This window comes from Sorangium sp. So ce367 (genome assembly GCF_051520455.1).
Lineage (GTDB): Bacteria > Myxococcota_A > Polyangia > Polyangiales > Polyangiaceae > Sorangium > Sorangium cellulosum_B.
On the sequence record NZ_CP150334.1, the window covers coordinates 2,823,332 to 2,845,655 of the forward strand.

Here is a 22,324-nt window from a genome sequence, read left to right on the forward strand (position 1 = left end):
CCGAGGACGCTCGGACGTGGACCGACCGGCGCCTTGCGACTACGGTCGCGGCGTGAGCGGTTCCAAGGCGGGTGCAGCACGGGCGCGCAGCGGCAAGGGGCGCGGCAACGCGGGCGCCGCCCCTGCGCCCGCCGCGCGCCAGGCCGCCGCCTCGCTGGCCCGGGAGGCCGCCTCGCCGCCCCGGGAGGTCGCCTCGCCGGGGGCCGATGCAGGGCCGCGCGAGGGCGAGTACGTCGTCACGCTTCCCTCGTTCGAGGGGCCGCTCGACCTGCTGCTGCACCTCATCCAGCAGCACGAGCTCGACATCCTCGACATCCCCGTGAGCTTCGTCACGGAAAAATACCTCGAGTACCTGAAGATCATGCGCTCGCTCTCGATCGACCTCGCGAGCGAGTACCTCGTGATGGCGGCGACGCTGACGCACATCAAGTCGAAGATGCTCCTGCCGAGCGTGCCTGCGGGGCAGGACGACGACGGGATGCCGGGTGAGGAGGAGGATCCGCGGGAGGAGCTCGTCCGGCGGCTCCTGGAGTACCAGAAGTACAAGGTCGCCGCGGCCGACCTGGCCGAGCGCGGGACGCTCGGGCGCGACGTGTTCACGCGCGGCATGAGCGAGAGCGAGGTGCCGAAGGGCCCGGCTCCGTTCGCGCAGACGGCCATCTTCAGCCTGCTGGACGCCTTCGAGCGCGTGCTGAAGCGGACGAACGTCCAGATTGATCATGAGGTCGTCTTCGATCGCATCAGCATCACGGATCGCATCGTCGAGCTCACGGAGAAGCTCTCGGCGCGGCGCGCCATGCGGTTCGAGGATCTGCTGCTCGACAGCGTCTCGAAGGGGGGAGTGATCCCTCGCTTCGAGGTCGTCATCACGTTCCTGGCTGTGCTCGAGATGTGCAAGCTGAGGCTCATCCGGGTCCATCAGACGGACTCGCTGGCGCCCATTCACATCCAGCTCGCGGTAGCCGATGGCGCGCCGGTGGCGGATGACGGATTCGAGGACGTCGCGCCAGTGGCGGAGCGGATCGAGACGGCGGGGAGCGAGGAGGTAGGAGCGCCGCCTTCTGCCGCTGAGAGCGAGGTCGCGGAGGCGGTCGAGGTAGGGCGAAGCGAGCCGCCTGGTCCGGAGCTCGTCGAGCCGATCGAGCAGGCGCGCGGAGAACTGTCGGAATCGGAGCTCGCGGGGGCGCCGAGCGGCGCACCGGAGAGCCTGGAGCCGGTCGAGCCCGCGGAGCAGGTGGAGGACGACACCAGCGTCGCGGAGGCAGAACCGGAGCCTGCGGAGGCGTCGAGCAGCGAACCGGCGTGGTCGGAGCTGATCGAGCCTGTGGAGCAGGTGGAGGACGTCAGCGTCGCGGAGGCAGAACCGGAGCCTGCGGAAGCAGCGGAGGCGTCGAGCAGCGAACCGGCGTGGCCGGAGCCGGCCGAGCCTGTGGAGCAGGTGGAGGACGTCAGCGTCGCGGAGATAGAACCGGAGGCTGCGGAGGCGTCGAGCAGCGAACCGGCGTGGTCGGAGCTGGTGGAGCCCGTGGAAGAGAGGAACGTCGAGGCGGGTGACGCGGACCTGGCAGAGGACGCGGAGTCACCGACCGGCGAACCGACGAGCTCGGAGCTGGCCGAGCCAGCTGAGGAGTCGAGCGGCGAAGTATCGGGGACGGAGCTTCCCGGGATGGCGGAGGAGGCGAGTCGTGCGCACGACGCCGCCGGGGGCGAGCCTGCGGTGGACGCGGCGGAAGCCGATGCCGGTCCGGCTCCGGATGAGGCGGAGCGCGATGCGGTGGTGGGCCCGAACGCGCACTCGACCGCTGAGGCCTTCGCAGCGCCGCCGACAGAGGTGGATGAGGTAGACGCGGGGAGTGGCCGTGACGGTGGCTGATGCCGCGGCGAAGCGGCGGCGCATAGCAAAGACGACGACAGGTCAGGGCGCTTCGGCGCGGCTGCGGGCGGCGGCGCACGCATGGCTCGGCGAAACGAAGCGGCCGAGGGGCGGGAAGAAGGAGCCGCGGACACCGAAGACGGCAGGGCAGGGCACGCCGGCCAAGGCGAGCGCGCAGGCGACGCCGGCGCGGCTGCGGGCGGCGGCGCACGCATGGCTCGGCGGAACGAAGCGGCCGAGGGGCGGGAAGAAGGAGCCGCGTGCACCGAAGACGGCAGCGCAGGGCACGCCGGCCAAGGCGAGCGCGCAGGCGACGCCGGCGCGGCTGAGGGCGGCGGCGCACACATGGCTCGGCGGAACGAAGCGGCCGAGGGGCGGGAAGAAGGAGCCGCGTGCACCGAAGACGGCAGCGCAGGGCACGCCGGCCAAGGCGAGCGCACAGGCCACGCCGGCACGGCTGCGGGCGGCGGCGCATGCATGGCTCGGCGGAACGAAGCGGTCGAGGGGCGGGAAGAAGGAGCCACGTGCACCGAAAGGGACACGGCAAGATCCGGTCGCTCGCTTCCGCGCTGGCGCATGGGACCAGCTCGGTCATCCGGCGCGCCGCGCCGACGTTCCTGTCCGGAGCGCAACCACGGTGCCCGGGCTCTCTGCCGTCGCGCGCAAGCACCTGAAGGGAGTGTTGGAAGCGCTCATCTTCGTGGCGGAGCGACCGGTGCCGGCGCGTGATCTCGCGCGTTCGGCGAACGCAGAGCACCGCGTCGTGCGAGAGTTGCTGGCCGAGCTCGTCGCAGAGTACGACGGACGAGGATTTCGGCTGGACGAGGTCGCCGGAGGGTACGTCTTTCGAACGAGCCCCGCATTTGCGCCCTTCGTTCGCGAGGTGACAGAGCAGAAGCCGGTCAAGATGTCTCGCGCCCAGACCGAGACGCTCGCGATCGTCGCGTACCGGCAACCGATCACGAGGCCCGAGATCGACGAGATCCGCGGTGTGGATTCCGGCGCGGCGCTCAAGTCGCTCCTGGAGCGTGATCTCGTGAGGATCCTGGGCAAGAAGGACGAGCCTGGGCGCCCGATGCTGTACGGCACGACGGCGCAGTTCCTCGAGTTCTTCGGCCTGAAGGCGCTCGGCGAGCTGCCCACCCTGCGTGAGTTCACCGAGCTGACCGAGGAGTCGCGCCGTGCCTATGAGCGTGAGCTCGGCGAAGAGCCGCCCGAGACGGGGGGGGTGACGCCGGGACAGGAGAGCTTCGCCGGCGCGGAGGGATCGCTCCGGACGAGCGTCGCCAGTGCGGGCGAGAACCTATCGGAAGACGTCGGCGCGTCGTCTGCTGCGCCGCGGGAGGGAGAGGTCGCGATGGAAGCAAGGGAAGCCGAAATGTCTGAGGAGATCTCTGTCGTGGGAGCGGACGCAGCGCTTGATGAGCCTGCTGAAAAGGACGCTTTCCAGCACGCCAACGACGTCGCGGAGGAACCGCGCGACGAGGACGACGACGAGGACGACGAGGACGACGAGGACGACGAGGAAGGCGACGAGGACGAAGACGACGGGGACGAGGACGAGGACGAAGACGACGAAGGCGACGAGGACGAGGACGAAGACGACGAAGATGAGGAGGACGAGGACGAAGACGACGAAGACGAGGAGGACGACGAAGATGATGAGGACGAAGACGATGACGAAGACGAGGAGGACGACGAAGATGACGAGGACTGAACGTTCACCCTTGTCTGAACGTCCAGCGCGTCGCCCCGTCGCTCACGGCGGTGGAGCATCCGTCGGATCCGGATAGGCCTCGGCCAGCTTCGATGCGGCGCTCCTCAGCTCGGGGTGGGCGAGGAGCTTGCGGAAGAGCCGCCAGAGCTCGGGATCGGCGAGCAGCTGGAGCGGCGAGGCAGCGACCTGTCTCCTCTTCTTGCGGGGGATCGCCTCCGGACCTTTTCGTCGCAGCTCCTCCATCATTCCCACGAAGCGCTTCGTGGGAAAGAGATCTCCGTGCTCCCACGCGAGCACGGTCTCCTGCTCGATGCCCAGCGCTCCGGCGAGCTCGCGGGCCGTGCAGCCGAGCTCCTGCCGGAGCTTCTTGATGTCCTCGGGGGCCATGCGGGGCGAGCGTAGCGGCCTCGAAAAAAGAAAGCGACGTCGAGCAACCGGCAGCGAGCTCCCGCCGAACTCCGCGTCATGACCCATCGTTGCCCGATTCGCCCCTCGTGGACCCTCCGCGCGCTGCCGCTTGCGCTCGCGCTCACGCCGCTCGTGGCCTCACCCCTGTCCTGCGCGCCGGAGCTCGTCGTTCCCCCGCAACTCGATGAAGGCGGTGACGAAGAGGACGCCGAGGTCGCCGGCCCCGCAGACGCGGGCCCCGAGCTCCAGCTCGATCCCGCCGCGCCGCTGGACGCCGCGCCTCCGGTGCTGCGGGCGCGGGTGCTCCTCCACGGCGCCGCTCTCGGGAGCGTCGATCCCGCCCGTGCGCTGGTCGTCCGCGGCAAGCTCAGCGCGGCGCACCTCCGGCAGATAGAGCGAGGCGAGCTGTCGACGGCGCTGTCGGAGCGCGTCGTCCCCTCGATCGCCTGGCTGAACGGGACTCCCCCTGGCGACCTCTCGCTGACCGTGGCGCCGCTCGCCCCGCTCGCTCCCGGGGAGACCTACGCCATCGCGAGCGGCAGCCCTGTGTTCTCGCACCACATCCAGATCGCCACGGAGGGCTCACCGCCCGTGCTCTCACGGCTCTGGCCGCCGCCGGACGCCGGCGCGACCCTCGGCCTGGGGGTGTGGTGCGGCGACGCGCCCCTCCCGGAGGTGGTCGCCGCAGCGACACTCGCGCCTGGCGGACCGGCGGGCGAGCTGCGCCGCGGCGCTGTCGACGACATCGGCGCGCGCTGCCTGCGCTTCGAAGGGGAGCCAACCGCCACGGCGCCGCCCGAGGCCGACGGCGTGCGCCTCGTGGGGCCTCCCGTCGCGCTATCGGGCGAGCCGGCGGCAGTGAGCCTCGATCCGCGTCCGTTCATGCTGGAATCTGATCCGCTTCCCGCCATCGCAGCGGCGTGTGCGCCGGACGAGCTCGCGCTCGGGCCGGGCTGTGCTCAGGTCGCCGACGATCGGATCCTCGTTCGTTCGGCGGATGCGCCGCTGCTCTGGGCGATCGCGGGCACGGGGTTCGACGAGGTCCTCGCGGTACCGCCGGGCGAGCCGTTCGTCCTCGCTCCCCTGCCGCCCTTGAGCCCCGTGGAGCTCGCCATTGCGACCGTCGACAACGCCGGGGTCGTGGAGCGCCGGACGTTCTCGGCCATGACGCTCGCGCCCATGCCCCATGTGATCATCAACGAGGTGCTGGCGAACCCCGCCGGGCCAGAGCCAGGGCAGGAGTGGGTCGAGCTCTACAATGACGGAGACGTCCCTGCTGAGCTCACAGGGGTTGTACTCGCCGATGTGGGTGGTGAGACCGAATTGCCCCCTATTTCGTTCATGCCCGGCGCGTACGCTCTGGTCGTCAACGAGGACTACGTTTCTGATGATGAGCTCGACCCTCCGCCTCCTCCCGAGACGCTTCTTCTCCGCGTTCCCAAACTTGGCAGCCACGGGCTGTCGAACTCGGGAGAACCGCTCAAATTGAAGGATCGAGGAGGTGCTGTCTTGTCCAGGTCGCCCGCCGCGCCCGTGCCAAAGCCGGGAATGAGCCTGGCCCGCGTCGCTCCGCGCGCTCCAGACGGCTCGGCTGGCTCCTTCGCGACCAGCTGGCCGACGCCCGGTCGCGTGAACATAATGAACCAGGAGATCCCCTGAAGGATGGGGAGTTTGCCTCCGCGCGGGGCGAACTCGCCATGGGGCCGAGAAAATTCGAGCAAAGCGGGTGACGGACCCGTCTATGAGAGCTAGGTTTCAATCGAGTAGACAGACGGGTGGGGGGGCCGCCACCTGAGGAGACGCTGCCGCGCTGTGAACGCGAGCTGTGCGGCAGGTGCCTTTCGCGTGGAGTTCGGCGATGGCTGGTGTTCGTGAAAAGCTGTTGACGGCATCGGACCTCGCAGCCTTGTGCGAGGTCGACTTGAAGACAATCCATAACTGGGTAGATCGGGGGAGGATTGCCCATTTCCGTACGCCGGGGAGACACTTGCGCTTCAAGGCGGCGGACGTGGCCGAGTTCCTCCGTGCATGGGGCTATTCGGTGCCCAGGGAGCTCGCCAAGGCGACCTCCAAGTCGATGATGGCCATCGGCACCAAGGATACGATGGCCCACGTGGCGCGAGCCCTCGGGGAAGGCGTGCCCATCCGGCACGCGAGCCACCCGTATGACGCGCTGATCTTCGCGGGGGCGGACCCCGCGGACGTGTACATCGTCGACGTGCGGGCGGTGTCCAGCGACGTGGACGTCCCCTCTCTCTTCGAGGCGCTCCACCGAGCGAACTCGCAGGGGACCTTCGTCGCCTTGTCAGATGAGCCGATCAGCCTGCCGTCGTTCGTCGGCAGGATCGGCCGGAGCGACGCGCAGCAGCTGAAGGGCTTCCTCGTGCCCGAAGCGGCCGCGCAGACGGCGGCGCCCCTCCAGGCGGCGAGCGGTCCGGCGTCGGAAGAGCCGCCGCGGAGCCTCGCCGCAGGCGGGTCCTCGCGCTGAGCCAGGGCCCCGGCCGTCCTACGCCCAGCAGAAGAGGCTGGGCTAGGACGGCCGGTCGCGCCCGAGGAGGCTCCGCCAGGAGCCGCAGCACTGCAGAGCGAGCCGCTGAGGTCAGAACCCCCTCCTGCAGCACAACCAGGGGCCGGTTGATGGGTCGCTCGCAACCCTGCTGTCGAGTCCGCTTCGGAGTCTCCTGGAGAAAGACGCGCCCGAGGAGCACGGCTCCTCGGACGGAGGCGCTTCAGCTTCCAGCGATGGTCATGGAGGAGACCCGGAACGTCGGTGAGCACGTCGACGTCCGGAGATCCAGATCGTCCCCGACGGCGTCGATCCGCTGCAAGAGCTCGTCAAGGTTGAGTGAGATGGTTACCTCGCTCACCGGATGGTCGAGCTCTCCATTCTCGATCCAGAAGCCGGACGCACCCCGGGAAAAGTCGCCGGTCACGGCGTTGAAGCCGAAGCCCATCATCTCGGTGACGTACAGCCCGCGCGGCGTGGAACGGACGATCTCCGCCGCCGGCGTGGACGTGGGCTGGAGGAGGAAGTTCGACGTGGACGGCCCGACGCCGCCGCCAGCGCCGCGCGAGGCGCTGGCGGTCGGCGGGCGCTTGAGCTTCCGGCCGCTGTAGCTGTCGCAGAGGTACGTCTTCAGGATGCCTTGCTCGACCACGACGTTGCGCCGGGCGAGGAGGCCCTCGCCGTCGAACGGACGCGAGCCGGGCGCGCGCGGGATCAGCGGGTCGTCGACGACCGTGATGAGATCGCTGGCGATGCGCGTCCCTTCGCGGCCGACGAGGTAGCTCGACTTGCGCCAGATCGAGCTGCCCATGATACAGGAGCCGAGCAACCCGAGCATCGACCGGGCGACGTCCGGGTCGAAGACGACGGGCGCCTCGCAGGTCGCCACCTTGCGGGCGCCGAGCTTGCGCAGCGTCCGGCGCGCCGCCTCGCGGCCCACGGCGTCCGGGGCGTCCAGGTCGGCGAGGTGGCGCCGGCCGGTGAAGTAGAAGCCGCGGCGCTTCTTGTCGCCGCTGTCATCGGCGATCGGGGAGACCACGAGCTGCGCGTACGAGCCGGCGAAGCCGCCGCGGAACCCGCCGGACAGGACGAGGGCGAAGGCGCCCGCGCTCCGCGAGAACGTCGCGCCCTCGCTGTTCGTGATCCGCGGGTCGGCGTCGCGCGCGGCCTGCTCGCCTCGGCGCGCGATGTCGATCGCCTGCGCGGCCGTGACCTCGCCGCCCGAGGGATCGTAGAGATCGAGCGCGGGGAACGGCCCCTTGGCGATGAGCTCCGGATCGGCGGGGCCGGCGAACGCGTCCTCCTGGGAGATGTCGGCGAGCTCGAGCGCGTCCGCAACGAAGCGATCGATGCCGCGGGGCGTGAGGTCGGACGTCGAGGTCAGCGCGACGCGCTGCTTCTTGATGATCCGCATGCCGAGGCCCTTGTGGACGGCCTCCTCGACGAGCTCGGGCTCGCCGAGGCGCACCTTGGTGGTGAGCTCGGAGCCGGAGCGGGCGATCGCCTCCGCGACGTCGGCGCCGCCCTTCCTGGCGCGCGTCACCACCTGCTCGGCGAGCTCCATGAGTTCCTCGACCTGCTGCTCCACGCGGGCTCGTTCGGACATGGGGCGACAGGGTGGTGGAGCGGGCTGGCTCCGTCAACGCGGTGACGCGGTCGCCTCCGCGCGCGCGCACCAGGGGCGTCAGCCCCGCGCGCACCAGGGGCGTCTCAGCCCGGCCGGTTCGAGCGCCCGCCGCTGCCGACGCCGAGCCGACGCTGAGGGCGTGTCGAGGCGGGCCGGGGGGGAACGACCTCAGGCGCTGGCTCACTCGGGACGGCGCGGGGGCGCGCGCCGGGGGAGGGCTCGACCTTCGGCGCGCCGCCCGGGGGCTCGCGCCGGAGCAGGGCGCTCACGGTGACAGCGAAGCCGCCGGCCAGCATGGTGTACATCCAGAGGAGCGCATACCCGAGCGGACCGCCGGCGACCGGGTGGACGCCGAAGTCGCCCTCAACCTGCCGGTAGGTGCCGTCGAGCGCGAGCCGCCGGGACAGGGCCAGGACGGCGAACAAGGCGATCGACAGCGGCGCGCCGGCGAGGACGGCGAGCGCATGGACCGCGCGCTGCGCGGTCCACCTGCCGCCAGCGCTCCCGGCGAAGCGATTCGCGGCGGCGAACCCGGCGGGCACCGAGGCGGCGTTGACGAGGACGAGCACGAGGTCGACGGCGGACGGGATGCGACGCGTGTCGACGAGGTACGCGAAGCTCCAATCAGGGGCGAACACCAGGAAGTACGCGCAAACCGGCGCGAAGACGAGGCAGGCGAACAAGGAGACGAGCGCGAGCGGCCGAGCGCGCGCGCCCGGCGCCAGCCGAGGCTCCGACGCGCGCAGCGCGCCCAGGCGGTGAGGGGCTGCAGCGCTGAACCAGGCGAGCAGCGCACCGAGAGCAAAGCCGACGAGGGGAGCGACGAAGGCGGGCACGCGGCGCCGAAAGTAGTCCTGTCGCCCCCTCCTGAGCAAAGTGCCTGGACCTTTTCCTGACCAGGACGGCTCCAGCGGCCCACACAAGGGCTCTTCCGGGTGCCGCTGGGCAGGCGGGGCGGAACGTTTGCTCTGGGGACGCCGCCGCGCTAAGCGGCTGCGCGCATGGAGCCGCGCCTCGTCCGGGAGATGCTTGAGCGCGTTCGGGCCGGCGAGCTTGCCGTCGAGGAGGCGCTCGATGCCCTCCGAGGGCTGCCTTTCCGGGACCTGGGCGTCGCGACCGTCGATCACCACCGCGCGCTCAGGCAGGGCGTCCCCGAGGTGATCTTCGGCGAAGGGAAGACACCCGAGCAGATCGCCCTGATCGCCGGGGAGATCTCGGGGGCGGGGCAGAACGTGCTCGTGACCCGGGTCGACGCCGCGAAGGGCGCGGCGGTCTCGGCGCTCTTGCCCGCGTTCCGTTATGTGCCCCTCGCGCGGACCGGCAGCATCGAGGTCGCGCCGCCGCCGAAGCGCACCGCCGGGGCGGTCGCCGTCGTGACCGCGGGCACGAGCGATCTGCCGGTCGCCGAGGAGGCCATCGAGACGCTGCGCGCCGTGGGCCTCGAGGCGAAGCGGCTGTACGACGTGGGGGTCGCGGGGCTGCACCGCTTCCTCCATCGCGTCGAGGAGCTGCGCAAGGCGTCGGCCGTGATCGTTGTCGCGGGCATGGAAGGCGCGCTGCCCAGCGTGGTCGGCGGGCTCGTGGCGGCGCCGGTGATCGCGGTGCCGACGTCGGTCGGCTACGGCACTGCCCTGGGCGGCTTCACCCCGCTCTTCGCCATGCTCACGTCGTGTGCCTCTGGAGTCGCCGTGGTCAACATCGACAGCGGCTTCGGCGCGGCGATGGTGGCGCATCGCATGTTGCCGAAGGAGTAGCTCGGAACGAGCGCGACCGCGGGAGCGCCGCGCCGCGAAGGCGCCCGGGGAACGGAGAAGGCGAGAGATGGGACACGGGCACGATCACGACCACGCGCACGGGGATGCGCACGGAGACGAGCTCCACCACGGGGGCCATCACGACCACGGGCACGCGCACGAGGGCCATCACGGGCACGCGCACGAGGGCCATCACGGGCACGCGCACGAGGGCCATCACGACCACGGACACGGGCACGAGGGCCATCACGATCACGGGCACGCGCACGGGGGCCATCACGACCACGGGCACGCGCACGAGGGCCATCACGTGCACGCGCACGAGGGCCATCACGACCACGGGCACGCGCACGACCATCCGCGCGCGCCGCTCCTCGAGGAGGGCGCGGGCACGGGCAAGGTCCTGTTCTTCGACGCCTTCAGCGGGATCGCGGGCGACATGACCATCGCCGCGCTGCTCGATCTCGGGGTGCCCCTCCTCGTCATCGAGCGCGCCGTCGCCGCGCTGCCGCTCGATGGGTTCCACCTGCACCGCGGGCACGCCCATCGAAGCGGCATCGTGGCGACCTCGTTCGACGTGCACGTCGAGGCGCCGCAGCCGGAGCGCACCTACGGATCCATCGACGCCATGCTCGCCGCCGCGCCGCTCGATCCACCGGTCGCCGCGCTGGCGCGCCGGATCTTCCGGCGCCTCGGCGAGGCGGAGGCCGCCGTGCACCGGATCCGCCTGGAAGACGTGCACTTCCACGAGGTCGGCGCCGTCGACGCGATCGTCGACATCGTGGGCGCCGCCGCGGCGATCGTGCACATCGGGGCGGAGGTCGTCGGATCGCCGCTGCCCATGGGGCGCGGGTTCGTGAAGGCGCGGCACGGGATCCTCCCGCTGCCGCCGCCCGCGGCGGTCGCGTGCCTCCGCGGCGTCCCGACCTACGGCGTCGAGCTCGACGCCGAGCTGGTCACGCCCACCGGCGCGGCCATCATCGCCACGCTGGCGACCCGGTTCGAGCGCTGGCCGACGTTCGCCCCCGATCGGATCGGCTTCGGCGCCGGTCAGCGCGAGCTGCCGGACCGCCCCAACCTGCTGCGGGTCGTGCTCGGGACGCGCACTGGTGGAGACGAGAGCCTCGGCAGCGCGTCGCACGTGATCGTCGAGGCGAACGTCGACGATCTGACGGGCGAGGTGGCAGGGCATGCGATCGAGGCGCTGTTCGCGGCGGGCGCGCTCGACGCCTGGGCGGCGCCGATCACCATGAAGAAAGGGCGCCCCGCCCTGACGATCGCGGCGCTCGCGGCCGCCCCCCAGGCCGACGCCGTCGCGACGGCGCTGCTCCGCGAGACGACCAGCATCGGGCTACGGAAGATCCCGGTCGCGCGCACCGAGCGGCCGCGGCGGATCGTCACGGTGCAGACGGCGTACGGAGCCATCCGGGTGAAGATCAGCGAGGGGCCGTTCGGGCCGCCGCAGATCAAGCCGGAGTTCGACGATTGCGCCGCGGCGGCGAGGACGCACGGCGTGCCGGTGCGCGAGGTCGTCTCGGCGGCGCTGTCGGCCGCCAAGGGGTGACGCCGCGCCGCGCAGGGTGCTGCCGCGCGGCGCCGAGCTCGCCGAGCGGCGCTGCGTCACCCTGCCGTAGCGGTCAGTCGGGGCGCTGGATCGGGAGCGCCTCAGCTTCCCATGAGAGGAAGCCGCCCTCGAGGAACGCGACGGGCACGCCCTCCTCGGCGAGCTTCGCGGCGACGTCCTTCGACTTGTCGCCGGAGCGGCAATAGAGGACGGGCGCGCCGGCCAGCATGTGGAGCTCGGCGAGCCGGCCCTCGATCTCCTCGATCGGGATGTGCACCGCGCCCGGGATGTGGGCGCGGCCGTAGGCGGGGGTCTCGCGCGTATCCACGGGGACCACTTGACCCTCCCGGATCAGCTGCGCCAGCTCGGCCGCCCGGATGGCGCCCTCGGCGCGCGGGAGGAACGGATCGAGCAGCTCGCGGAGCTGCTTCCGGTTGAGGACGCCCTGCTCGGCGGCCACCGGGCGGCCTCGATGAAAGACCATGAACGTCGGGACGGCCTGGATGCGCAGCGTGGTGGCGATGCGCTTCGACCGGTCGATGTCGACCTTGACCACCTTGGCCTTGCCTTCGAGCTCGCGCGCGATGGCGTCGACCTCCGGCGCGACCGTCTTGCACGGTCCGCACCAGGTGGCGGTGAAATCGATGAGCACGGGCAACTCGCTGCGGAGCACCTCGCGCTCGAACTCCTGCTCGTTGATCTCGGGAACGGCCATGGCGGGCGAATTCATAGCGGGCCTTTCCTGCGAGATCGAGCGGCGCGAGGGCTCCGCCGCCGAGATCGCGGAGATGAACGCGATTTCAGCGCAATTTCGGCGCGCGAGAGCGCTGCACGGCCGGCGGCGCCTGCGGACGTGCGGCCCCCGCGCCCCGCCCCGTCAGCGCGGGACGCGCGCGCGCACGGTGCGTGTATCGATGGAGTCGCGCAGGGCGTCGGCGATGAGGTAAGAGCCGCCGACCGTCGCCAGGAGCAGCACGAAAGGGAAGACGAGCAGCCGGATCTCGCTCGGGTGCCGCGCCGCCTGGCCCAGCGTCTCCCCCCACGAGGCCACGCGCGCGGGCGCGCCCATCCCGAGGAACGAGATCGCCGCCTCGAGCAGGACGACGGACGCGACGCCGAGCACCGAGCTCACGATCACGGGGCCGAGCGCGTTCGGGAGGATGTGGCGGTAGAAGACGCGCAGCCGGGTGCTGCCGAGCGCGTGCGCGGCCGCCACGTACTCCTCGCTCGACGCGCGCAGCACCTCGGCGCGCACGAGGCGCGCGATCTCCGCCCAGCGGACGAAGGCGACCGCGAGCACCAGCGACAGCGCGGAGGGCTCGCGCTCGATCGCCCGCACGATGGCCACGACGAGGATCGCCGGGAAAGTGTCGACCGTCTCGACGAGGCGGACGAGGCCGTCGTTCCAGACGCCGCGCAGCGTGCCCGCGAGCCCGCCGAGCACGACGCCGAGGAACATGCCCACGAGCACCGCGCTGAGCGACAGGCCGAGCGCCGTGCGCGCGCCGTAGATCAGCCGCGCGGCGAGATCGCGGCTCTCGAAGTCCGTGCCGAGCGGGTGGTCGAGGGACGGCGACGCGTTCGGGCCGGCGTCGGTGCGCTGCTCCGGGCCGTAGCGGATGGGCGGCCAGATCGCGAAGCCCTCGAAGCGCACCCTGAGCTCGGCCTCGGTGAGCGACTCGAGCGCGGCGCCCTCGGTGACCGCGGGCAGGATCTCCGCGCGGCCCGGCCCGAAGCAGGCGATGGGCGCGGGGGCGGCGAGGAGCTCGGCGAAGATGGCGAGCAGGGCGAGGACGCCGAGCAGCACGGCGCCGATGGCGACGCGCTTGCTGCCCACCATCCGGCGGAGGAACGCGGTCGCGTGGGTCACGCCTCGCTCCTCCGCGAGAGCACCGCCGGGCCGAGCCGCGGATCGACGAGCACATAGGCGAGATCGGTCGCGATCACGCCGAGCGCGGCGATGGCCGCGGCGCCGATCGAGATGGCCATGAGCCAGCTCACGTCGCGCGCCTGGACGGCGAGGAGCGTGAGCTCGCCGAGCCCGTGGAGCTCGAAGACGCGCTCGACGACGAAGGCGCCGCCGAGCGCCATCGGCGGCTCGAGCATGGCGAGCGTCACGACCGGGAGCACGGCGTTGCGGAGCCCGTGGACGGCGATGGCGCGCGCGGGGCCGGCGCCGCGCGCCCGCGCGGCCCGGACGAAGTCCTGCGTGAGGACCGCGACGAGCGCGGCGCGCTGCTGCCGCGTCGGCGCGGCGACGAGCGAGAGCGCGATGATGCACGTCGGCAGGAGCAGGGACCGCGCGCCGCCCGACAGGAGCGCGGCGGCCACGGCCACGACGGCGGTCGGGAGGACGGCGGCGGTGAGCACGGCGGCCGCGATCGCGGAGTCGCTCCGCCGGCCCTGCGAGGCCGCGCTGAGCGCGCCGAGCGGGATCGCCACGGCGTAGGCCAGCGCGATCGCCCCGAAGACGAGCGCGAGGGTGACGGGCGCGCGCCGCGCGAGCTCGTCGAGCACCGGCTCTCCGGTCGCCGCGACGCCGAGCCGGTGGGTGACCGCGCCGAGCGCCCACTTGCCGTAGCGGGTCTCGAGCACGGTCGCCGCGAGCTGCGCCGGGCCGGTGAACACCTCGAAGTCGCTGCGGTACACGTTCCAGAACGACCTCCACCGCGTGACGCACGCGCGGGCCTCCGCGAGGTCGTCGCCCGGGGCGATCCGGTCGTCGATCTCCGCGATGTGGGCCGCGACGTCGACGAGGGCGCGCGCCTGCTCGAGCGTGGCGGCGTCGCGCGGCGGCGGCAGCGCGGCGATCACCGCCTGCAGGGCGAACGTGTCGAGCTCCAGCAGCTCGGCGGCGCGCGACGCGGAGCCGTAGCGGACCAGGCGCCGCACGGCGCTCCGGACCGACGCGCTCCGGAACTCGATGCCGCGGTCGTCCCAGAAGCGCGTCCAGAACGCGACCGCGTGCGCCGGGTCCGCGGCGTCGTCGGCCCGCGGCAGGCCCATCCGCTCCGCGACGGGCGCGAGCGCGAGCGCGACGCGGGTGCGCGGCTCGGGCGCGAGCGCGTCGAGCGGCAGGATGTGCGGCAGCGCGGCGCCGCCGAGGCGCCGCAGCTCGTCGGCGGCGGCCGCCGCGTCGTCGCCGCCGGCCGCGATGGCCTGCGCGGCCGCGAGGGCGCGCAGGCGCACGTCGCGCGGCGCCAGGTTGATGAAGCGCGGCAGGTCGAGGAAGCGCTCCCGGCGGAGCCGCGCGAGCTCCGCGCTGGAGAGCGAGCTGGCGAGCAGCGGATCGTCCGTCGGATCCGGGACGAAGGAGAGCACGAAGAAGGTCAGCAGCGAGACGCCGACGAGGGTCGGCAGCGTCCAGAGGAGCCTGCGGAGCGCGTGGCGGAGCATCTCTCTCGGCCCGGAGTCAGCGCAGGATGGCGTCGAGCAGGTCGATGCGCATCCCGAACTTGTAGGGGGAGGCCTTTACCACCTCCATCTTCTGGCCAGAGATCGTCTCGTCGTTGCCCTCGAGGTACCCGCCGGCGTTGATGCCGATGACCTTGCCCTGGCCGTTGAAGATGGGGCTCCCGTTCATGCCGCTCGTGCTGCGGGCGTCGTGCTGGATCAGCCAGGCCTCCGCCGCGGGCGCGGGCCGGCCGTTCGCGCCCGTGATCCGGCCGATGTTGGCGGCGAGGAACGTGGCGACGGGGTTCGCGGTGTCCGTGAGCCGCTCCGGGAAGCCGATCAGGTACACGTCGTCGCCGGCGCCGGCCGCGGCGAGCTCTTCCCGCGTCGCGAGCTCGAGCACGGCGGCCGCGCGCCCCGCGATCGTCACGGTGCCGATGTCCGGGGTGAGCTGATCCGCGCTGTCGCGGTACTGCGGGTGCGTCCGCATGCCGGTCACGGCGAAGCTTATCTGGCCCCGGCCCTCGTTCTCGAGCGCCGCGATCGCGCCGCCGCGGCGCTTGGCCGCGGTGATGCAGTGGGCGTTCGTCACGAGGACGGAGGGCCGCACCGCGAACGCCGTGCAGAACCCCTCGCGCCCGGCGGCGAGCATGAAGATCCCCTTCCTGGAGCGGTCGTGGAGGTTGCGACCGAAGTTCGCGTTCGAGGGGTGGAGCGTCCCGAGGCGGCGCTCGATCTCCTTGCGCCGGGGGTCCTCCGGCGAGAGGCCCGCGAGCTCCCCCCGCAGCTGGCTGATCTCGTCGTGGGAGGAGCGGTTGTAGACGATGAGCGCGGCGAGGCTGGCGAGCGCGATCACGAGGAGCGCGGCGAGGATGTAGGTCGTGCGGCGCTGGCCTGCCGTCGCGGCGTGCACCTCCTTGTGGAGCATGGCGTTGATCTCGACGGTGCCGCGGGGCTTCGCGCGCCCCGTGGCGGCCGCGACGGCCGAGGAGATCATCATGGCGATCGTCCGCTCGCCGACCCGCCGAGCTCCGGCCGGCGGCGCCGCCGGGACGTGCCCAGGGGGGGCGGCAGCGGGCGCCGGGTACGCGGCGGGCGCGGGGTACGCAGCGGGCGCCGGGTATCCAGCGGGCGCCGGGTATCCAGCGGGCGCCGGGTATCCAGCGGGCGCGGGGTACGCAGCGGGCGCCGGGTATCCAGCGGGCGCGGGGTACGCGGCGGGCGCCGGGTATCCAGCGGGCGCGGAGTAGCCCGCAGTGGGCACGGGGTACGCGGCGGGCGCGGGATGGCCCGTCACTGGCGCAGGGTAAGCGGCGGCAGGAGAGGGGTGATGGGCCACAGCGTGCGCCTGCGGCGGACCCGACGCGCGGCGCTCGACGAGCTCGAGCCGCACCCGCGGGCCCTTGGCGCCGAACGTGATCTCGTCGCCCGACGCGATCGGGTGCCGCTTGATCCGCTGCCCGCCCGCGTAGGTCCCGTTGCGGCTGTCGAGGTCGTAGAGCACCCAGCCAGCCGCCTCGAGGCGGGCCTCGGCGTGGTGGCTGCTCGCGTCGCGATCGTGGTTCGGGTCGAAGACGACGTCGTTGTCCGGCGCTCGACCGAAGCGCACCGCGCGCCGGTCATGGATCTCCACAGAGCCGGCGTTGCGCCCGAAGGTATGTACGACGCGTAACATCACGGCGCCGGGACCCCCTGCAGCAGATCGATCCGCATCCCGATGCGGAACGGCGAGCTCTGCGTCACCGTCGCCTTCCGGCCGTCGATCGTGACGTTGTCCTCGTCGTCGATGTGCGCCGCGTGGATGCCGATGACGTGCCCGTACTGGTTGAAGATGGGGCTCCCGCTGTTGCCCCCGCGCGTGACGGCGTCGTGCTGGATCAGGACCGCTCGGTCCGGCGTCGTCGCCTCCTCGTCGATGCCGGTCACGCGCCCGATGCGGCCCTCCAGGAACGTCGCCGAGGGGCTCAGCGGGTCCATCAGGCGACCGGGGAAGCCGATGACGTAGGCGTCGTCGCCCGGCCCGATGGCCCGCAGCTCGGCGTCGTTCGCGAGCTTCACCGTGCGCGTCGCCTTGCCGGCGATCCGGAGCAGGGCGACGTCCGGCGAGCCGGCGCCCGCCTGCCCCGGCTTGTACGCCGGGTGGGCCGACATCGCGACGATGGGGAAGCGGATCTTCCCCATCGAGTCGTTCTGCGTGACGATCGAGGTGCCGCCGCGGGCGCGGCAGTCGCGGACGCAGTGCGCGTTCGTCGCGAGCAGATCGGGCGCGATGGCGAACGCCGAGCAGCAACCGCCGATGCGGTTGTCCACCTTGTAGCCCATCACGTAGAGCGCCAGCCTGTTCTGCTCGAAGATGGCGCGCCCCGAGAGCACCTGCTCCGGGATCGCGCCCGACGGGCGCGCCGCCGGCGCGATCCCGAGGCCGACCTCGCGCGCCAGCGCGTCGGCCGCCTGGCGCGATCGGTACGTGACCACGAAGGCCACGGCCACGGCGACGAGCGCCGCGGCGACGCCTAGCCCGAGGAGCAGGTTGTGGCGCGACACCTTGCGCCTCGCCTCGTCCGCCTTGGCGCGCACGAGCGCGAGCGCCTTCTCCTCGCGCCGCATCGCCTGCACGACGGCATCCTTGACGATGCGCTGCGCGGTCTCGACGTCGACGCGGCCGTCCGCGTCGGGGCGCCCGGGGGGCCACTCTTCCTGCGGGGCGGCCGGGGTCTGCCGGCCACGCTTGTCGTTGCTGCGCAGCATCGCGGTGGGGGGCGCGCGCACGTGCGCTACGCGCACCCTAACGAAGCAGGTAGTAGCCGGCGATGGTAACGCACGCGACGGCGCTCACGATCATCAAGATCACCAGCCACTGCGGCGCGCCGTCGGTCGGGATCATGATCGGCTCGTCGCCCTGGACGGGCGCGCGGGCATTGCGCTCGTCCAGCGCGTCGTCGGGCGGCAGGGGCGAGGCGACGTGGTCGTAGTCGTCCCCGTCGTCGTCCATGTCGCTGTCCGCGCTGCTCAGCCACGATTTCGGCGAGGGGGGGCGCTGCGAGATCTTCTTCTCGTCGAGCTCCTTCACCTTGCGCGCCGGCTCGGACGCGGCGGCGTTCTGGGCCAGGAGGTGCTCGGGCAGCGCGTACTTCTGGTAGCGGAGGTCCTCGATGTCCTCGAGCTCCGGCACGGCGAGCCCGTCGCCGTCGAACTTCGCGACCACCACCGTGATGTTGTCGTGCCCGCCGGCCTGGTTGGCCCGATCCGTCAGCACCTTGCAGGCCTCGATCGGATCGTCGACGCTCCGCAGCACCTCGCGGATCTCCTCGTTCCGCACCATGCCCGAGAGCCCGTCGGAACAGAGCATCAGCGTGTCGCCCCGCTTGAGCTCCACGAAGGTGAGGTCGACCTGCACCGAGTCCGCGGTGCCGAGCGCCTGGAGGATGATGTTGTTGTGCTCGAAGGTCTCGGCCTCCTCCTCGGTGAGCTGGCCCGCCTCGATGAGCTGGTTCACGAGCGACTGGTCGCGCGTCACCTGCACGAGCCGATCGCCGCGGAGGACGTACGCGCGGCTGTCGCCGACCTGGCCGAGGAACAGGTGATCGTCCATCAGCGCGGCGATGGTCGAGGTGGTCCCCATCCCCCGCCGGGTCCGATCGAGCTTCGCCTCGCTGAAGATCCGGAGGCCCGCCGCCTCGATCGCCTGCACCAGCCGCGCCGCGAGCTCGTCGTGGTTCTCCGGGGGACCGGCGACGCTCATCCGCTGGTAGATGATGTCGACCGCGAGCTGGCTCGCGACCTCGCCGGCCGCGGCGCCGCCCATGCCGTCGCACACGCCGAGCAGGGCGCCCCGCTCGCCGACGACCTGGTAGCGATCCATCTCCATCAGGCCGCGGCTCGCCTTCGTGAGATCCGCGACGATGAAGTTGTCCTCGTTGTGCTCGCGGACCTGGCCCACGTCGGTCCGGCCGAACAGCCGGAGCACGACCTCGGGGCGACGCGGCTCGTCGGGCGGTGTCGCCGCGCCGTCCATGCCGTCGGGGCGCTGCCCGCCCTCGTCCGGCTCGCCACCCCCCGGCGCCTCGCCCGCGAAGCGCCCGCCGTGGGCGGCCTCCGCGGCAGGGGTCTCGTCGAGCGCGCCGTCGTACGAGGCGGCCGCGAGCGAGGCGTGCGCCTGAGCGGCGGCCGGCGGAGCATCGGGGGTCACTGCGTCTCCGAGGTCGTCCGACCGTGCGGCGCTTCCATCCGTTTCCTCCTCGCGCGACCCGCCTGCGGTGAGCCGCACCCGCGGCGGCGGAGGGAGCTTCCGCCCGACCTTCTCCGGGCTCGATGTGCTGGGCGCCTTCACGGGCTTCACGGCGATGCCAGCCTTGTGCGCGGCGTTCGTGGCCGGACGCGTCTTGGGCGGCGGGGGCTTCCAGTTCACGGGCTTGCCTGCTTCCACAGACCCCGCCTTGCCGGGCTCGAGCGACGCGGCGCCGTGCGGGGAGTCATGAAGCGCCTTGCCGGCGTGGCTGCTCGAGTCGGTTCCTGCGGACGTCGCGCCGGGGAGCCCCTCGACTTCCAGCGCCTCGGTCGGCGTTTCGCGGACGGTCTGGTCGCTCATCGGGGGAGATCCACGCGGAACAGGTGCTGCCCGATGCGCACGAAATCGCGATCGAGGAGGCCGACGTCCTCGCGGATGGCGACGTAGGTCCCGTTCGACGAGTCCAGGTCGCTGAGCGTGAACTCCCCCGTGGCCGGGTTCCTCCGGATGGCGGCGTGGCGTCGCGAGAGGAACGGATCGGCCGTGAATACGATGTCTCCCGTCTCCCGTCCGATCACCGTCTCATCCCGGTAGAGGTGGTACACGTCCCGCGTCACGCCCTCCACCGTCCGCTGGCAGAGTCTCGCCCGGCGGTGGATGGCGGGCGAGCCAAACAGCAACGTTCCATGCTGGATGGCATGGCCGAGGCCTCGCTCGCCGTCGTTCACGGTCTGAAACTGTAACACCTCGAGGCCCAGGAGGAGCAAGTCGCCATCTCGGAGGGGGTGCGTCTTCCGGATGCGGAGGTAGATGCGGTTGACGCTGCCCAGGTCACGGAGAACCCAGGACCCTTCCTGCGGGATGATCCGCGCGTGCCGCGGCGAGACGTACTGGTCGTCCTCGAGGAGGATATCCCCCTCGGTTCGGCCGATGTCGATCTGCGGCCCCGCGAGGGGGAAGCTCTTCCCCTCGGTCCCGTCTTCGACGATCACGATGAGCTTGCCCTCGAGCGCTCGGGTCGGCTGGGTGTCAGCCGGAACCCACGCCGGCGGGCGAACCGAGAGGGACGCGCGCAGCGGCGCGAGCGGCCGCTGGGAGGCCGGCGGCGCGCTGCTCGCCTCGGTCGAGATCGGCCCGGCGGGCTCGGCAGTCTGCGGGGGCCGCTGCGGGTCGCGCCGGGCGTCCGGGGCGAGCGCGGGCGCGGGCTGCGGGCGTTCGGAGGCGGCCCTGGATGGGCGCTCGGAGGCGGGCCGCTCGCCCTCGAGGGGCGCACCGCAATACTTGCAGAACCGCGTGCCCGCCAGGCACTGACCGCGACAGCGCGCGCACTCGACCGGCGGGACGGGAGCCCGCTGCGACGACGCGATGTCGACAACCGGTGAGCCGACGATCTTGTCCGCGTTGCTCCCGCTGGCCGCGGGCGGGGGCAGGCGCGCTGGGGGCAGGGCGACCGGGGGCAGCGGGGGCGGAGCCGGCCTGGCCGGCGCGCCGGCCCGTTGATGCGCGTCTACGGCGCCGGAGCGCTCGTCGCGCGCCGCTGGCGGCGGCGCGGCCTCCGCGGGCGGCGCGTGCCGGGGCGCGGCGGGCGTGACGTCGTGGAGACCTCGCGCGGTCGTCCCGATCTCCTCGTGGGGCGGGGGCGCCATGTACGGCGCGCCAGGGGAGAGCGCGGTGCCTGGCTCGCCGCGCTCTCCCCTGGCGCGCTTCGACACCTGGCTCGCCGGCTGCGGGGCGCCCGCCGGCGCTCCGCCTTCTCTCCTGTTCAGCGCCGCGCCGCACGTAACGCAGAAGCGGTAGCCCGGAGGGTTCTCCCCGTTGCAGTTCGCGCAGGAGAGCCCCAGGATCGCGTCGGTGATCGAGGGCGTCGCGGGCGTCCCGGGCGCGTCACCCCGCTCGGTGACCCTCGGCCCTTGCAGGGCCGGCACCATCTGGATCGCGCTGTCCAGCGCGCCAGCATCCGGCGTCGCGGCGCCCTCGCGCGCCGGGCGCGTGGCGCCCTCGGCGCGGCCGTGCACCGCCGGCATCGCTGGCTCCGTCCTCGCCGCGCTGAGCGGGCTGAAGGAGAACACGGGCGCCTCCGGGCGAAGGCGCCCCGGCGCGCCGCGAGGCCCCGGCGCCCTGGCGGCCGCGCGGGCGTCGTTCGCCGGCGGCGCCTCGGCCTGCGCGGGCGCGGGCAGGGCCGGGAGCGACACCTGCGGCAAGCCGCTCGGCGGCGTCGGCGGGACGACCCGCGCCTCTCGAGCCTTCAGCCGTCGGCCGCAATCCTGACAGAACGTCAGATCGCCAGCGTTGTCGCGGCCGCACACATCGCAGATCACGCTGCCGAGGGGACCGCGGAGCGACGGTCGAGTCAAGTAGCCGGTGCGTTCTCTCGAGCGGACAGGGGAACCGCTCAGCGCCGGCCGACCTCGGTCCGCACCTCGAGAAGGAGCTCGAAGCCGACGAATTGCGCGATGGCGGTGGCCCGCTCGTAGTTGGCCGTGTCCCTCCAGCCAGCGAGGAGCACCGGCCGGTACACGCAGCTGACGCCGAGCACCGCGCGGCGCGAGACCTCCAGCTCGACCCCGACGCCGCCGAAGATGAGCGCGCCGCCCGTCTCGACGCCCCACTCGTTCCCGTAGGCGACGCCGCCGATGCCGGCGGAAAAGTAGGGAGCCGCCCGGTAGCCGATGTCTGGCAGGTACCTCATCTCGGCCCGGAGCTGCTGGAAGATTCCAAGCCGGTAGAGGTTGCTCGAGTCCATCTTGGTGAACTGGTACGCGCCGCCGAAGTACCAGGGGCCCGGCGAGCGGTATCCGCCGCGGATCGCGAGCCCGCCTCCGCTGCCCAGGATGCACGCGTAGAGGGGCCCGGAGCGCGGGCAGGCAGCGCCAGGATCGAGGCTCATCTCGGCCACGAGGGCGACGCCGTACTGCACGTACTCGACGTGCAGCGGCGGCGGTCGGGAGGCGAGCTCGACGCGCGGCTTGACGGCAGGCGCTGGCTCGTGCTCGGCGGCGGCTTCGCCCGCTGCCGCGTCGAGCCGAGCGCTCCCGTCGGGCGTGGCGCGGCCGTCCTCGGCCCCTTCGCCGGGGCCTCCTCCCGTCCGGCCGCCGGCGGGAGCGCCTGGCGCGGCGTCGTGGAGGGCGCCCTCGGCCCGGGGGTGCGGAGGCGCGGCCCGCGCTGTCAAGGACAGCAGGGCGCCGGCCGCGATGATCGCGGCCGAGAGCGCGCCGGGCGGAGATCGCAAACGCACGAGTCGTTTGAGATACGCG

At 72.5% G+C, this 22,324-nt stretch carries 17 protein-coding genes; 6 read left to right on the plus strand and 11 right to left on the minus strand.

Annotated elements, in window-relative coordinates:
* Positions 1-52: 52 nt before the first annotated feature.
* Positions 53-1,873: a segregation/condensation protein A gene (locus WME97_RS10995; protein WP_437551841.1), complete on the plus strand. Its 1,821-nt coding sequence runs from the start codon at positions 53-55 to the stop codon at positions 1,871-1,873.
* A complete protein-coding gene (gene scpB / locus WME97_RS11000) occupies positions 1,860-3,590 on the plus strand; it encodes an SMC-Scp complex subunit ScpB (RefSeq protein WP_437551843.1) in 1,731 nt (576 codons plus the stop codon). The genes WME97_RS10995 and scpB overlap by 14 nt, the downstream gene beginning before the upstream one ends.
* A 42-nt stretch (positions 3,591-3,632) precedes the next feature.
* Here scpB and WME97_RS11005 read toward each other — a convergent pair whose 3' ends face one another.
* Entirely contained in the window at positions 3,633-3,977 is a 345-nt protein-coding gene (locus WME97_RS11005) for a helix-turn-helix domain-containing protein (RefSeq protein ID WP_437551845.1), read from the minus strand.
* A 78-nt stretch (positions 3,978-4,055) separates the two neighbouring features.
* On the opposite strand from WME97_RS11005, the gene WME97_RS11010 reads away from it, so the two are divergent.
* Positions 4,056-5,657, plus strand: coding sequence for a lamin tail domain-containing protein (locus WME97_RS11010; RefSeq protein WP_437551847.1), 1,602 nt, complete (start codon positions 4,056-4,058; stop codon positions 5,655-5,657).
* A 199-nt stretch (positions 5,658-5,856) separates the two neighbouring features.
* Entirely contained in the window at positions 5,857-6,486 is a 630-nt protein-coding gene (locus WME97_RS11015) for a helix-turn-helix domain-containing protein (protein WP_437551849.1), read from the plus strand.
* 241 nt (positions 6,487-6,727) lie between these two features.
* Here the strand turns inward: WME97_RS11015 and WME97_RS11020 are convergent, their stop codons facing one another.
* Together WME97_RS11020 and WME97_RS11025 are read right to left on the minus strand one after the other, a co-directional pair.
* A complete protein-coding gene (locus WME97_RS11020) occupies positions 6,728-8,110 on the minus strand; it encodes a TldD/PmbA family protein (RefSeq protein ID WP_437551851.1) in 1,383 nt (460 codons plus the stop codon).
* Between the two features lie 104 nt (positions 8,111-8,214).
* Positions 8,215-8,967 (minus strand): hypothetical protein, encoded by a 753-nt coding sequence (locus WME97_RS11025; protein WP_437551853.1) that lies wholly within the window; start codon positions 8,965-8,967, stop codon positions 8,215-8,217.
* Positions 8,968-9,132: 165 nt separating this feature from the next.
* Here WME97_RS11025 and larB point away from each other — a divergent pair, with 165 nt between their 5' ends.
* Positions 9,133-9,885, plus strand: a complete 753-nt coding sequence (gene larB / locus WME97_RS11030) for a nickel pincer cofactor biosynthesis protein LarB (protein WP_437551855.1) — start codon at positions 9,133-9,135, stop codon at positions 9,883-9,885.
* Between the two features lie 67 nt (positions 9,886-9,952).
* Positions 9,953-11,449, plus strand: a complete 1,497-nt coding sequence (larC, locus tag WME97_RS11035) for a nickel pincer cofactor biosynthesis protein LarC (RefSeq protein ID WP_437551857.1) — start codon at positions 9,953-9,955, stop codon at positions 11,447-11,449.
* Between the two features lie 73 nt (positions 11,450-11,522).
* On the opposite strand, the gene trxA is transcribed toward larC, so the two are convergent.
* The 8 genes from trxA to WME97_RS11075 all read right to left on the minus strand — a co-directional run bounded on the left by trxA (position 11,523) and on the right by WME97_RS11075 (position 22,305).
* Complete coding sequence (gene trxA, locus WME97_RS11040; RefSeq protein WP_012234670.1) at positions 11,523-12,179, minus strand: thioredoxin; 657 nt, start codon at positions 12,177-12,179, stop codon at positions 11,523-11,525.
* A gap of 147 nt (positions 12,180-12,326) precedes the next feature.
* On the minus strand, positions 12,327-13,319 hold the full coding sequence (locus WME97_RS11045) for an ABC transporter permease (RefSeq protein ID WP_437551859.1): 993 nt from the start codon (positions 13,317-13,319) through the stop codon (positions 12,327-12,329).
* Entirely contained in the window at positions 13,316-14,845 is a 1,530-nt protein-coding gene (locus WME97_RS11050) for an ABC transporter permease subunit (RefSeq protein WP_437551860.1), read from the minus strand. The genes WME97_RS11045 and WME97_RS11050 overlap by 4 nt, the downstream gene beginning before the upstream one ends.
* A gap of 16 nt (positions 14,846-14,861) precedes the next feature.
* A complete protein-coding gene (locus tag WME97_RS11055; protein ID WP_437551861.1) occupies positions 14,862-16,517 on the minus strand; it encodes an FHA domain-containing protein in 1,656 nt (551 codons plus the stop codon).
* Positions 16,517-17,626, minus strand: coding sequence for a S1 family peptidase (locus WME97_RS11060; RefSeq protein ID WP_437551862.1), 1,110 nt, complete (start codon positions 17,624-17,626; stop codon positions 16,517-16,519). Before WME97_RS11060 ends, WME97_RS11055 begins: the two co-directional genes overlap by 1 nt.
* 1 nt (position 17,627) lies before the next feature.
* Positions 17,628-19,430 carry a Stp1/IreP family PP2C-type Ser/Thr phosphatase gene (locus WME97_RS11065; RefSeq protein ID WP_437551863.1) on the minus strand — a complete coding sequence of 601 codons (1,803 nt, stop codon included), beginning with the start codon at positions 19,428-19,430 and terminating at the stop codon, positions 17,628-17,630.
* Positions 19,427-21,388, minus strand: coding sequence for an FHA domain-containing protein (locus WME97_RS11070; RefSeq protein ID WP_437551864.1), 1,962 nt, complete (start codon positions 21,386-21,388; stop codon positions 19,427-19,429). Before WME97_RS11070 ends, WME97_RS11065 begins: the two co-directional genes overlap by 4 nt.
* A 74-nt stretch (positions 21,389-21,462) precedes the next feature.
* On the minus strand, positions 21,463-22,305 hold the full coding sequence (locus WME97_RS11075) for a hypothetical protein (protein ID WP_437551865.1): 843 nt from the start codon (positions 22,303-22,305) through the stop codon (positions 21,463-21,465).
* Positions 22,306-22,324 lie beyond the last annotated feature (19 nt).